The 12,779-nt window shown below is 63.8% G+C and carries 13 protein-coding genes; 4 read left to right on the top strand and 9 right to left on the bottom strand.

Annotation, left to right across the window (positions count from 1 at the left end; genetic code table 11):
- Nucleotides 1-37: 37 nt before the first annotated feature.
- Complete coding sequence (locus tag AC1DOG_RS00375; RefSeq protein ID WP_477926405.1) at nt 38-238, bottom strand: hypothetical protein; 201 nt, start codon at nt 236-238, stop codon at nt 38-40.
- Between the two features lie 467 nt (nt 239-705).
- Here AC1DOG_RS00375 and AC1DOG_RS00380 point away from each other — a divergent pair, with 467 nt between their 5' ends.
- Nucleotides 706-1,068 (top strand): hypothetical protein, encoded by a 363-nt coding sequence (locus AC1DOG_RS00380; protein ID WP_112437112.1) that lies wholly within the window; start codon nt 706-708, stop codon nt 1,066-1,068.
- Here AC1DOG_RS00380 and AC1DOG_RS00385 read toward each other — a convergent pair.
- Entirely contained in the window at nt 1,062-1,967 is a 906-nt protein-coding gene (locus AC1DOG_RS00385; RefSeq protein WP_477926406.1) for a LysR substrate-binding domain-containing protein, read from the bottom strand. The genes AC1DOG_RS00380 and AC1DOG_RS00385 overlap by 7 nt on opposite strands.
- A 101-nt stretch (nt 1,968-2,068) precedes the next feature.
- On the opposite strand from AC1DOG_RS00385, the gene AC1DOG_RS00390 reads away from it, so the two are divergent.
- Nucleotides 2,069-2,284 (top strand): hypothetical protein, encoded by a 216-nt coding sequence (locus tag AC1DOG_RS00390; protein WP_477926407.1) that lies wholly within the window; start codon nt 2,069-2,071, stop codon nt 2,282-2,284.
- Here AC1DOG_RS00390 and xdhC read toward each other — a convergent pair.
- The 4 genes from xdhC to AC1DOG_RS00410 all read right to left on the bottom strand — a co-directional run bounded on the left by xdhC (nt 2,257) and on the right by AC1DOG_RS00410 (nt 8,198).
- The gene (gene xdhC, locus AC1DOG_RS00395) at nt 2,257-3,075 is read right to left on the bottom strand and encodes a xanthine dehydrogenase accessory protein XdhC (protein WP_477926408.1); all 819 of its coding nucleotides are present in this window, start codon (nt 3,073-3,075) and stop codon (nt 2,257-2,259) included. The two genes, AC1DOG_RS00390 and xdhC, sit on opposite strands and share 28 nt — an antisense overlap.
- 307 nt (nt 3,076-3,382) lie before the next feature.
- A complete protein-coding gene (gene xdhB, locus AC1DOG_RS00400) occupies nt 3,383-5,722 on the bottom strand; it encodes a xanthine dehydrogenase molybdopterin binding subunit (RefSeq protein ID WP_477926409.1) in 2,340 nt (779 codons plus the stop codon).
- 199 nt (nt 5,723-5,921) lie between these two features.
- Complete coding sequence (xdhA, locus tag AC1DOG_RS00405; RefSeq protein WP_477926410.1) at nt 5,922-7,388, bottom strand: xanthine dehydrogenase small subunit; 1,467 nt, start codon at nt 7,386-7,388, stop codon at nt 5,922-5,924.
- Nucleotides 7,389-7,421: 33 nt separating this feature from the next.
- On the bottom strand, nt 7,422-8,198 hold the full coding sequence (locus AC1DOG_RS00410) for a 3-hydroxybutyrate dehydrogenase (protein WP_477926411.1): 777 nt from the start codon (nt 8,196-8,198) through the stop codon (nt 7,422-7,424).
- Between the two features lie 254 nt (nt 8,199-8,452).
- Between AC1DOG_RS00410 and glpK the strand changes: the two genes are divergently transcribed.
- Both glpK and AC1DOG_RS00420 read left to right on the top strand, forming a co-directional pair.
- Nucleotides 8,453-9,946, top strand: a complete 1,494-nt coding sequence (glpK, locus tag AC1DOG_RS00415) for a glycerol kinase GlpK (protein WP_477926412.1) — start codon at nt 8,453-8,455, stop codon at nt 9,944-9,946.
- A gap of 82 nt (nt 9,947-10,028) precedes the next feature.
- Nucleotides 10,029-10,436 (top strand): OsmC family protein, encoded by a 408-nt coding sequence (locus tag AC1DOG_RS00420; RefSeq protein ID WP_477926413.1) that lies wholly within the window; start codon nt 10,029-10,031, stop codon nt 10,434-10,436.
- Between the two features lie 2 nt (nt 10,437-10,438).
- Here the strand turns inward: AC1DOG_RS00420 and AC1DOG_RS00425 are convergent, their stop codons facing one another.
- The 3 genes from AC1DOG_RS00425 to AC1DOG_RS00435 form a co-directional block, all read right to left on the bottom strand.
- Nucleotides 10,439-11,470 carry an acyltransferase family protein gene (locus AC1DOG_RS00425; protein WP_477926414.1) on the bottom strand — a complete coding sequence of 344 codons (1,032 nt, stop codon included), beginning with the start codon at nt 11,468-11,470 and terminating at the stop codon, nt 10,439-10,441.
- 111 nt (nt 11,471-11,581) lie between these two features.
- Nucleotides 11,582-12,523 carry an HlyD family secretion protein gene (locus AC1DOG_RS00430; protein ID WP_477926415.1) on the bottom strand — a complete coding sequence of 314 codons (942 nt, stop codon included), beginning with the start codon at nt 12,521-12,523 and terminating at the stop codon, nt 11,582-11,584.
- Complete coding sequence (locus AC1DOG_RS00435) at nt 12,520-12,765, bottom strand: DUF3302 domain-containing protein (protein ID WP_413396627.1); 246 nt, start codon at nt 12,763-12,765, stop codon at nt 12,520-12,522. Before AC1DOG_RS00435 ends, AC1DOG_RS00430 begins: the two co-directional genes overlap by 4 nt.
- Nucleotides 12,766-12,779 lie beyond the last annotated feature (14 nt).

Here is a 12,779-nt window from a genome sequence, read left to right on the forward strand (position 1 = left end):
AGCCGCTTACCCTCTATGTCGCCAATGGAGCGCTGTGTCAGTCCCGCATATCCTTACTTGGCAATCTTGCGCCTTCGAGCGATTGAAGCAGTTCATCGGCGGTGCCGAAAACATTGCCATAACCAGCCTTGATGGCTCTTGCTTCTTCCATCGCGGCCATCGTCTTCGCGTTGGGACGGGTCAGTTCCACGGGCCGCGCTTTGTCATGGGGAATCCTGGGCACGATCTTCTTGTCCATCAGCGCAGTCTCCAGCGGCGCATCGCATTGTCGATCTCGCGCGCGATCTCCTCGGGATGCTTTCCAGCCAGCGCGTCGCCCGCCACCTGATTGAAATAGCCGGGATCTCGGGTGTCGAAGCTAGCGGGTCGGCCGTCCGGCGATGAAGCGCGGGGCGGGATTTGGGTGCCTCGTTGGGCACCGCTTCCACATCGGCTAAACTCGAAACGTCGCCGAGATTTTTCTGCAGGTTGATCGAGCGAATGGTCGGCATATCGAGCGCTCCCAACATTTACGCAAATTTACATAATGCCGGCTCCGCGCGCAAATATTTCCCGCCACCGCATTTGAATGCTCGCGGTGAAGCAGAGCCGATCAGACCGCCGCCATTGAAATGCCAAGACTTCATTACAGTTTTACTCAAGGCCGCCGAGACGAGGGGAAACCGCATCGGCGTGGCGGCGCATTCATCGACGGAGAAGATGCTGATGCGCAGTATTCTTGTGGTTGTGATGATTGCCTTTTCGTCCTGTGTTCAAATCCCCGGCGTCCAGACCAGTGGCGCTCAGGCCCATGACGCCCCGTCAGGCTGGGCGTACGAGCCCTATTGTTGCAACGGCGACAACGAGACGGGCGATTGCCAGATGATCCCGCCGAAAAGCGTCGCGATCACGCCGAACGGCTATCGAGTGACGCTTCTGCCGGGGGACCACCGGCTCGTCACCCACGCCCACGTCTTCCTGCTGCCGATGGGCCGTGCGATGAAATCGGGCGATGGCGATTATCATCTCTGCCTGTTTCCCAACGAGGATACGCCGCGCTGCTTCTATGCGCCCGAAATGGGCTACTGAGCGCTCTCCCTGTCGCGGGCGATCTCCTCGAGGATCCAGCTGCGGAAGGCCTTGATCTTCGGGACGTTGCGGCGGTTTTCGGCGTAGACCAGCCAGTAGCCGCGATCGTCGGTGCAGGTCATCTCGAAGGGCTGGTAGAGGCGACCCTGGGCGAGTTCGTCGCCATAGAAGGCTGGTGTCAGGATGGCGACACCCTGGCCGGCCATGGCCGCACTCGCCTCGAAGGTCTGCGAGCCATACTGGCTGCGCGGGCGCGATTCCAGGCCGAGATCGGTCAGGCCTGCCGCCTTGAACCAGATCTGCCACCAGGGATCGGTGGCGCCGATGATCGGCAGTTTCATCAGATCCTCCGGCTTGTGGATGCCGCCGACGCTTTCCGCCAGCTTCGGGCTCAGCATCGGGGTGAAGTCGACATCGAGCAGCTTGTCGGCGATCAGCCCGCGCCAGTTGCCGTCGCCCGAGCGGATGGCGACGTCGACGGATTCGCGGGTGAAGTCGATCAGCGCTTCCGACGTCGACAGCCGTACCGCGATCGCAGGATGCCGGAGCTGGAAGGTGCCCAGCCGGCGCGCCAACCAGTGCGAGGCGAAGGTGGCGATGGTGTTGATCAGCAGCGTCGATTCGATCTCGCCGCGCGCCTCGGCCATTGCCTCGTTCAGGAGCACGAAAGCGTCGGACACTTTCGGGAGCAGCAGTTCGCCGGTGTCGGTCAGGCTGATCTGTCGCGGCCGGCGTAGGAACAGCGGCTCGCCGATATTCTCCTCCAGCAGTTTCACCTGGTAACTGACGGCCGTCTGCGTCATGCCGAGTTCGTCGCCGGCCTTGGTGAAGCTGCCGAGCCTTGCCACGGCCTCGAAGACGCGCAGCGCATTCAGCGGAACCTGCTTGGACAGCTTCATGGATAAGTTCTCTTTATGCATGCAGACGGTTGTTCGATTGGAATTGCAGCATTAATCGGCGCAATCTGCAAGTCATCAGATCAGATTATCGAGGTGATGTCATGGCTTGCGTAACCGACGAACACATGGCCCAACGCGTGGCCGAACCGACCCCTAGCCGGGCTTTCGAGGGGCTGGCGCATCAGTTGCGAGGGCTTGCCGTGCGTCTGGCGCGACCGGACCGGCTGGATCTCGAGGGCATGCCGGATCGCGTCAAGCGCGACCTCGGCTTCATGGACGGGCGCGATCCCTATATCGAGGATGCGCGGACGCGGTAGGCGGCGAGCGCGGTCAGGATTTCGGCCGCGGTCATGGCGGCGATCACTTCCGGGCGCTTGTCGCGCACCTGTTGGCCGCCGATCGGCAACGTCAGCCGCGCCATCCATTCCTTCTCGCCACCCGCCTCGCGCTGCAGCCAGCTTGCGAAAGTGGCGCGCTTGGTGGCCGAGCCGATCATGCCGGTATAGGCGAGATCGGTACGGGCGAGCGCCTCGCGGGCGATCAGGAAATCGAGCGCATGGTCGTGGGTGAGAATGACGACGACGGCGCCCGCGCGCATCTCCTGCACCAGCGCTTCCGGCATGGCGACGAGCCGGGCGTTGATGCCTTCAGGCAGATGCGCGAGTTCGTCTTCGCGGGTTTCGATCACGGTGACGTCGAGCGGCAGCGGCGAAAGCGCTGTCGCGAGCGCGCGCCCGACATGGCCGGCGCCGAACAGCCAAACCTCCGGCCGCCGCTCCGCCTCGTCGTTGCGCCGCTCCTCCAGCTCGCGGATCACGTCCTCCGTCACGCGGCGAAACCGCAACTGCGTGCGCCCGCCGCAGCATTGGCCGATCTCCGGGCCGAGGGGGATATCCATCATCTCGCGGCCGTCGGCGCCGTGCAGAAGCTTGCGGGCGTTGGCGATCGCCATGAACTCGAACTGCCCGCCGCCGATGGTGCCCCAGATGGTGTCGATGGCGACCAGCATGAAGGTGCCGGTTTCGCGCGGGGTGGAGCCCTGGGTGCCGGTGATGTCGATCAGGATGGTGTCGGGGTGGGTGACGAGAAATTGGGGGAGGGTGGTCATTTTGGGATGACCGGGGGGATTGTGGGGATGAGGCTGGTCGTGGTGGGGCCTTTATGGGCGGAGTTTATGAAGGTGAGCTTTGTGGGTGTGATACCCCCCTCTGCCCTGCCGGGCATCTCCCCCACAAGGGGGGAGATCGACTCGTGGCGAGGCTTTCGCAAGAATTGAGCGTGGAGCGATCGGGTGCCCCCAGCCAATCTCCCCACCTGTGGGGGAGATGCCCGGCAGGGCAGAGGGGGGTGTGCCACGCCCACGAGGCCAGCAAATCCTGCGAGCCCAGCAAACCCACCAAACCCCACATTCCCCGTCATACCGCCTTCATCCGCTCGACCGCCATCAACACCCGCTCCGGCGTCGCCGGCGCGTCCAGTCTCGGGCAGACCTTGTAGTCCGCAACGCTCGCCACCGCCATCGACAGCGCTTCCAGCACCGAAATCGCCAGCATGAAGGGTGGTTCGCCGACGGCCTTGGAGCGGCCGATGGTCTGTTCGGCGTTTTCGGACCATTCGGCCAGCTTGACGTTGAAAATCTTCGGCCGGTCGGAGGCGAGCGGGATCTTGTAGGTGGAGGGGGCGTGGGTGCGCAGGCGTCCCTTGGCGTCCCACCAGAGCTCTTCCGTCGTCAGCCAGCCCATGCCCTGCACGAAGGCGCCCTCGACCTGGCCGATGTCGATCGCAGGGTTCAGCGAGCGGCCGACGTCGTGGAGGATGTCGGTGCGGTCGATCAGATATTCGCCGGTCAGCGTGTCGATCGAGACCTCGGTGCAGGAGGCGCCGTAGGAGTAGTAATAGAAGGGCGTGCCCTTTCCGGCGGCGCGGTCCCAGTGGATCTTCGGGGTCTTGTAGAAGCCGGCGGCCGATAGCTGGACGCGGGCGAAATAGGCCTGGCGGATGAAGTCAGGGAAGGGGATCTCCTGGTTGCCGACGCGCACCCGGTTGGGCAGGAAGGCGATCTCGGAGACCGGGACGTCCCACTTCTCGGCAGCGAAGGCGACGAGGCGTTCCTTGATCTGGCGGGCGGCATCATAGGCGGCCATTCCGTTGAGATCGGTGCCGGAGGAGGCGGCCGTGGCGGATGTGTTGGGCACCTTTCCTGTGGTCGTCGCGGTGATCTTCACATGCTCGATATCGATCTGGAAGCTGTCGGCTAGAACCTGCGCCACCTTGGTGTAGAGGCCCTGGCCCATCTCGGTGCCGCCATGGTTCAGGTGGATCGAGCCGTCCTGATAGACATGGACGAGGGCGCCGGCCTGGTTGAAGGCGGTCAGCGTAAACGAGATGCCGAACTTCACCGGCGTCAGCGCGATGCCCTTTTTGATGTAGCGGCTGTCGCGGTTGAACTCGATGATCTCTCGGCGCCGCGCCTGGTAGTCGGCGCTCTCCTCGAGCTCGCCGACGATCCGCTCGAGAATGCTGTCCTCGACCTCCTGGTGATACGGCGTCAGCGTGCGGCCGGAGCCGGGCTGGCCGTAGAAATTCAGCTTGCGGACCTCAAGCGGGTCCTTGCCGACGGCATAGGCGATTTCCTCGATGAAACGCTCGGCGCCCAACATGCCCTGCGGTCCGCCGAAGCCGCGAAAGGCGGTGTTGGAGACGGTGTGGGTCTTCAGTGGTTTCGAGGTCAGGTGCACATGCGGGTAGAAGTAGCTCGAGTCGGCATGAAACAGCGCGCGGTCGGTGACTGGGCCCGACAGGTCAGACGAGAAGCCGCAGCGGGCGGCATAGGTGGCGTCGACTGCGTGGATGCGGCCTTCCTCGTCGAAGCCGAGTTCGTAATCGACCATGAAGTCGTGGCGCTTGCCTGTCGCGGCCATGTCCTCGTCGCGGTCGGGGCGGAACTTGATTGATCGTTTCAGCTTCTTGGCGGCGATGGCGGCCAGCGCCGCAAACTGGTTGCCTTGCGTTTCCTTGCCGCCGAAGCCGCCGCCCATGCGGCGCACGTTCACCGTCACGGCGTTGGAGGGAATGTTGAGTACATGGCCGACGATGTGCTGGATCTCGCTCGGATGCTGGGTCGAGGACCAGACGGCGACCTCGTCGTCCTCGCCGGGAATGGCCATGGCGATCTGGCCTTCGAGATAGAAATGCTCCTGGCCGCCGATCCGCATCTGGCCTTTCAGCCGGCGGGTGGCGTTTGCCATCTCACTCTTCGCCTCGCCGCGGCTCAGCGTCATCGGGCTGGTGACCAGCGCGCCGCCGTTTTCCAGCGCGCCGTCGATGTCGCTCCAGTGGGCGAGGTCGCGATACTCGATCTTCGCCTTGCGGGCGGCGCGGCGCGCGATATCGCGGGTCTCGGCGATCACGGCAAAGATCGGCTGCTGGTGGAACTCGACCTTGGTTTCGGCGAGCAGCGGCTCGTCGTGGCTGCCGTTGGAACTGACGTCGTTGATCCCCGGCACGTCCTTGCCGGTGAAGACCCAGACGACACCGGGGGTGGCGGCGACCTCGGAGAGGTCCATGCTGACGATCTCGGCATGCGCCCGGTCCGACAAGCCGAGTGCGCCGTGGAGCAGGCCTGCGGGCTCCGGAAGGTCGTCGATGTAATCGGCGGTGCCGGTGACGTGCTTGTGGGCGCTGTCATGGCGGCGCGAGGCGTGCATCGGGCCTGAGATGATGAAGGTGGGGTCGGGGAAGGCAGACTTGTCCATCAGGGGTTGCCTCCTGTGGTGGGTGTTTGGGTGTGGGTGATTATTGAGTGCGTGCCGCGTGGCCCCCTCATCCGACCCTTCGGGCCACCGACCTGGGGTGGGCCGCTCGCTCCATCTTCCCTTCGCCCCATAGGGGAGAAGGTGGCCCGAAGGGTCGGATGAGGGGGCTTCACGACACAACGCTGCGTATCAGCAATCATCACGCCACCTCCTCAAACCGCCGCAGCTCCGCCGGCGCACCCGTCGTCTCCAGATAGAACCGCGTCAGCAAATTCTTCGCCGTCAGCTGCCGATACGCAGCCGTCGCGCGCCAATCCGAAAGCGGCTGGAAGTCGGCGTCGAAGGCATCTCGCACCGCCTCGATCGTCTCCTCATTCCACGGCCGGCCGATGAGTYCGTTTTCGACGGCGCGGGCGCGCTTGGGCGTGCCGGCCATGCCGCCGAAGGCTATTCTCACATCGTTGACGTCGCCCTGTTCATCCAGCGTCAGATAGAAGGCGCCGAGCACGGCGGTGATGTCCTCGTCGCGGCGCTTGGTGATCTTGTAGACGGCAAAATGCGTGTCCTCAGCCGGATAGGGCACGAAGAGGCTTTCGACGAACTCGCCGGGGCGGCGGTCCTGCTTGCCGTAGTCGATGAAATAATCCTCCAGCCGCAGCATGCGGGTGCCCTCCGTCGAGCGCAGCTTGACGGTGGCGCCGAGCGCGATCAGCGGCGGCGGGCTGTCGCCGATCGGCGAACCGTTGGCGATGTTGCCGCCGATCGTGCCCATGTTGCGCACCTGCTCGCCGCCGATGCGGGTGATCAGCCGGCCGAGCGTCGGGACCTTGCTGGCGATCGTCTCCAAGGCGCGGGTGTAGGTCACGCCGGCGCCGATGGTGATGCCGCCTTCGCCTGACGTAATCGTCTGCAATTCCTGGAGATGATTGATGAAGACCACCGGGTTCAGCGCCCGCATCTGCTTGGTCACCCACAGCCCGACATCGGTCGAGCCGGCAACGATGGTCGCCTTCGGCTCGTCGGCCAGAATGCGCGCCAGCGCCTCCAGCGAGCCCGGCACCAGCAGACGGTCCTCGCCCGATGCGATCGAGATCGTGCCCGATCCCTGCATCGCCCATAATCTCGCGACGATGTCGGAGCGGGTGCGCTCCAGCGGGTCGAACAGCGCGCTCGGCCGCGTCCTCGCCACCTGTTCGGCGGCCTTGACGATCGGCTCGTAGCCGGTGCAGCGACAGAGATTGCCCTGCAGCGCCTTTTCGATCTCGGCGCGATCGGGATTGCTGTTTGCGAGCCACAATCCGTACATCGACATGACGAAGCCGGGGGTGCAGAAGCCGCATTGCGAGCCGTGACAGTCGACCATCGCCTGCTGCACCGGATGCAGCGTGCCGTCTTTCGCGGCCAGATGCTCGACGGTGACGACATGGGTGGCGTTCAGCGAGCCGATGAAGCGGATGCAGGCATTGACCGATTCATAGTGCAACTTGCCGTCGATCAGCCGGCCGACCAGAACCGTGCAGGCGCCGCAGTCGCCCTCGGCGCATCCTTCCTTCGTGCCCGTCAGGCGACGCTTCAGCCGCAGGAAATCGAGAAGCGTCTCGGTAGGCTTGACGTCTTTCAGCGTGACGTCTTCGCCGTTCAGGATAAAGCGGATGCTGTCGTTCATGTCGTTCCCGGTTTTTCTCTTTATTTGAAATGGTTATGCCGCCGTCCAGCCTCCGTCAATCGAGATGTGGGTGCCCGTCACCTGGCGGGCTTCGTCGCTGGCGAGATAAAGCGCCAAGGCACCGATCTCCTCGGCCTTGACGAATTCATGCGTCGGCTGCGCCTTCAGGATCACCTCGGTCTTGACCTGTTCCTCGGTCATTCCTCGCGCCTTGGCGGTATCCGGGATCTGCTTTTCCACCAGCGGGGTCAGCACGTATCCCGGGCAAATGGCGTTGACGGTCACGCCCGTTTCGGCAAGCTCAAGTGCGGCCGTCTTCGTCAGGCCGAGTATACCATGCTTTGCCGCGACATAGGCGGATTTGAACGGCGAGGCGACGAGGGCGTGCGCCGAGGCGATGTTGATGATACGCCCGTGCTTCTTCTCCTTCATCAGCGGGATTGTCGCGCGCATCGTGTGAAACGCGCTGGAGAGATTGATCGCGATGATCTGATCCCACTTGTCGATCGGGAAATCCTCGATCTTCTCGACATGCTGGATGCCGGCATTGTTGACCAGCACGTCGACGCTGCCGAAGGTCTTGGCGGCGGTGGCGATCAGGTCGGCGATCTCGTCGGGCTTGGTCATGTCGGCCGGGTGATGAATGACGCCGGCTTTGGAGAGTGATTCAAGCCGTTCGGTTATGCCCTTGATTTCCTCGGGCTTTCCGAAGCCGTTGAGGACGATGTTGTCACCCTTGCCGGCAAACGCGGTGGCGATCGCCAGGCCGATGCCGCTGGTGGATCCGGTGACGACGACTGTTCTGGCCATGAGGTTCTCCGATTTGTCCTTCGACGCGGTTGTGAGGAGCGTAGTCCGGAATCGGTTGGGCTGGCAATTGGCTACGATAGAAGGTGGAAACCTTGTGTATCGGTCTTGCGCGGATAGTCTCGCCACGCAATCTAGCGCGTGACGCGAGTGAAGCAGGAGAAGGCTGGCGGAAAAGGAATTTCACTTTTGTTTCTTTTCACATTCGTTTGCCTGCATTATTCATTCAATTCGAAGCAGTTCATGGGAGGATGACAATGGCGGGGTATGTACTGGCGATCGATCAGGGGACGACGTCGACGCGGGCGATCGTGTTCGATGGCGAGATGAAGATCGCCGGCGCGGGCCAGAAGGAATTCAAGCAGATCTATCCGCAATCCGGCTGGGTCGAGCATGATCCGGAGGAGATCTGGGACAGCGTCGTCTCGACCATCAAGATGGCGATCCGTGAGGCGAAGATCAGCGCCAAGGATATCGCAGCACTCGGGATCACCAACCAGCGCGAGACCGTCGTCGTCTGGGAGCGCGAGAGCGGCAAGCCGATCCACAACGCGATCGTCTGGCAGGACCGCCGCACGGCAAGCTACTGCGACAAGCTGAAGAAGCAGGATCTGGAAAAGACCTTCACCAAGAAGACCGGCCTGCTGCTCGACCCCTATTTCTCCGGTACCAAGCTCTCCTGGATGCTGGCCAATGTGAAGGGTGCGCGGGCGCGGGCGGCCAAGGGCGAGCTCTGCTTCGGCACGATCGACACGTTTTTGATCTGGCGGCTCACCGGCGGCAAGAGCTTCGTCACCGACGCCACCAACGCCTCGCGGACACTGATGTACAACATCGGCAGCAACGAATGGGACAAGGACCTGCTCGAAATCCTGCGCGTTCCCTCGGCGATGCTGCCCGAGGTGAAGGATTGCGCGGCCGATTTCGGCGTTACCGAGCCTCACATCTTCGGCGCGGCGATCCCGATTTTAGGCGTTGCCGGCGACCAGCATGCGGCGACGATCGGCCAGGCCTGCTTCGAGCCGGGCATGATGAAATCCACCTACGGCACCGGCTGCTTTGCCGTGCTCAACACCGGCGCCGACATGGTGCGCTCGAAAAACAGGCTCTTGACGACCATCGCCTACCGGCTGGATGGCGAGACGACCTATGCGCTTGAGGGTTCGATCTTCATTGCGGGTGCGGCCGTTCAGTGGCTGCGCGATGGGCTCGGCATAATCGACAGCGCGTCGAAGACCGGCGAACTGGCCGATGCCGCCGACCCCTCGCAGGAGGTCTATCTGGTTCCCGCCTTCACCGGGCTCGGCGCGCCGCACTGGGATGCGAACGCCCGCGGCGCGATCTTCGGCCTGACACGCAACAGCGGCCCCAAGGAGTTCGCCCGCGCAGCACTCGAGGCGGTCTGCTACCAGTCGCGCGACCTGCTCGACGCCATGCACAAGGACTGGAAGGGTGGCGTCGACGAAACGGTGTTGCGCGTCGACGGCGGCATGGTGGCCTCCGATTGGACGATGCAGCGGCTGGCCGACATTCTCGACGCACCGGTCGACCGCCCCGTGATCCTCGAGACCACGGCGCTGGGCGCCGCCTGGCTCGCCGGCAGCCGCGCGGGTGTCTGGCCCGACAAGGCGGCTTTCGCCAAGAACTGGAAGCGCAACAACCGCTTCGAGCCCGATATGGACGAGAAGACCCGCGCGGCAAAGCTCAAGGGCTGGCGGAGCGCGGTGAAGCGGACGCTTAGCGACGCCTGATGCGGGTGCGCCGGCGGCGTCTTTGACGGCTCCGCCGATCGTTCTACAATGCCTGCCAATCTTGACATGTGGAGGAGCGGGCATGGTGTCGATGACGGTCGAGCTGCGCAATGTCGCGGGAACCCAGGCGGCGATGGGATGGGCCGGCGGCCATACGCTCGTCGTCGACAGGCCGCAGGGCAAGGCGGGCGGGCAGGGGCTCGGCTTCAACGGTGCGCAGCTGCTGGCGCTGGCGCTCGGTGGCTGCTTCTGCAACGACCTGCGCTATGTCGCCGAAGAGATGGGGTGCGAGCTCGGCAGCATTGCGGTGTCTGTCACCGTGGAGCTCGATGGCAGTCCGCTGGTGACGACCGCCGCGCATATGCAGGTCGCCTGCGAAATGGCCGACGGCTCCAGCGCCGACGCGGTGATCGAGAAGGCAAGGGCTAGCTGCATGGTCAGCAATTCACTTCAGCGCGGCGTTGCCGTCTCGATCGAGGCGGTTCGCTAGCGTTAAGCCGCAACCACCTGCCGCTGGCGTTTCGCGGGCGGTGAGTACAGCCAGCCGGCGCCGCCGCGGTCGGCCACGGCGCGGATCGCCAGCGACAGGCCGATGGCGATGACCACCACCAGCGGCGCGGTGAGATAGCCGAGTTTTCCGCTTTCGCCGATCGCGGCGGCGATGGTGGCGACCAGGAGCGAGACGATCATCACATGGGTGACGTAGACGGGCAGCGTGTTGCGGCCGAAATAGGCGAAAGCATTGCGCACACTCTCCCAGCGCGACAGGAGCACCGCCGTTCCGCAAAGCCAGGCGAGGCCGGCGATAGAGGAGGCCAGCGCCCAACTGCCCTTGTCGACGGCCTGCAGCCGCCAGCGCAGCACATATAGCGCCGAGAACAGAAGGAAGCCGCCGAGCGCCGTCAGAAGCGGGCGGGCGGTGATGAGGTGCACGACCGAGCGCCCGTACCAGCAGCCGAACAGGAAGAAGACGAAATACTGCAGCACGTTGCGATGGGTGAAGAGATCGATCGATATATGGTCGCCGAAGGTGAGGACCGAGACGATGGCGGCGATTGCGATGGTGATCGCATGCGGCGTCGATTGCAACAGCTTGGTCGCGACCATGAAAATGGCGAGCGCCCAGATGAACCAGATGCCGGTGTTCGGCGCCCACCACATTTCCAGCAGCTGATAGGGATCGCTGCCCTCCGTCGGCACGAGCGCGTTCTGCTGCACGTAGCGGAAGAACAGCCAGCGGGCGGTGCTCCAGATGGCGAAGAGGTAGACCAGCAGCCAGATCTTGCGGCGCAGGAAATCGCTCCACGGCGCGCGCATGGCCGATGCCGCCAGGAAGCCGGAGACGGTGAAGAACAGCGGCATGCGGATCGGCGTCATGATGGCGCTGAAGCGGGCGTAGAGATCAGGCGCTATGGCGTGGAACTGGTGGTAGAGCAGGGTGTGATAGATCACCACCAGGATGATCGACATGCCCTTAGCGATATCGAGCCATTCGATACGGGTCTTCTCCTGCCGCTGCTCCAAGTGCTGCCCTCCATTTCGCATTGCAGCAAATAGAAGGGGGGATTGAGGCGAAAACGTGGGATAGCAGAAATTTACAAGCGCTATCCGCAGTTGTCTTCTGTGGGAGGGCGCTCAGAACGGATTGACGTAGTTGGTGATGGCGATCTGGCGAAGCAGCACTTTGCGGATGATGTGCGTCGGCGTGACGTGATCGGTGTAGATCGCCGCATCGCCGGTGCTGCCCGCCGGCAACACGTCGGCGAAGTGCTTGTCGTCGAGCCTGATGCGGACGGCAAGCGGCAGGGAGGCGATCTCCTTCGGCGCCACGGCGAGACCCGAGGTCTGCGTCTGGCCACTCGCCACCGCCTGCAGCACGCTCTCCACCTTGCCCGGATAAACGTTGCCCGGCGCGTATTTGAAGGTGATCTCGACCGGCTGGCCGGGGGTGATGTAGCGCGCGTTGATCTGTGCGATCTCGATGCCGATGATGGTGTCCGACGTATCGATGAAGGCCATGACGGGCGCCAGCGGCAGGCTGCTGACGCGAGCGCCCTTGCGAAGCGCGAGATTGGTGACGTAGCCGTTGGCGGGCGCCCGGACCACCGTCTTGTCGAGGTTCCACTGCGCCTCGGCGATCTCCGCCTTCAGCTGGTCGGTTTGCGCCTGCGCCTGCTCGACATCGAAGCCGCGGCCGGCGCCCGTGGTTTGCAGCCGCGTCGTCTCGGAGAGCCTCAGGGTGGCGAGTTCGAGCTGCGCCTTCAGGGCATCGAGCTTGGCCTGATAGGGCACGGGGTCGATCCGGAAGAGCACGTCGCCAGCCTTCAGCGGCGTGTTGGCGATAACAGGGACATCGATGACCTCGCCGGCGACATTGGGGACGATCGCCACGGAATTGCGCACGACCAGTGCCGCTCCCTGCGGCGCCCCCCAGCCCATCGGAATGAACAGGCCGATCAGGAGCAACAGGAAGACCAGCGCCGGCGATACCTTCCAGAACAGGTTGAAGGGCACGATCTTCAGCTTCACCAGCAGGAAGAGGATGACCAGATAGACGTTGAGGAGAACGACGATCATCGGTTCTTCTCCGCATCCGGCACGCGTGGGACGTCGACATAGGCCCAGATCACGACCAGCGGCCAGAAGGCGAAGCCGAGCAGCAGCGTCACCCAGCCGCCGACGCTGACGGCCTGAGCCCAGGGATGATTGCGCCTGCGGGCGATCATGCCCGGCAGCATCGCCAGGAAGAGGATGACCGCAAGCGTGCTGGCCGCCAGCACGATCAGCACGATCCACGCGAAAATATCGACGGCGCTCATGCGGGGTCTCCCTG

The sequence above is a fragment of the Rhizobium sp. 01N48 genome, assembly GCF_056399145.1.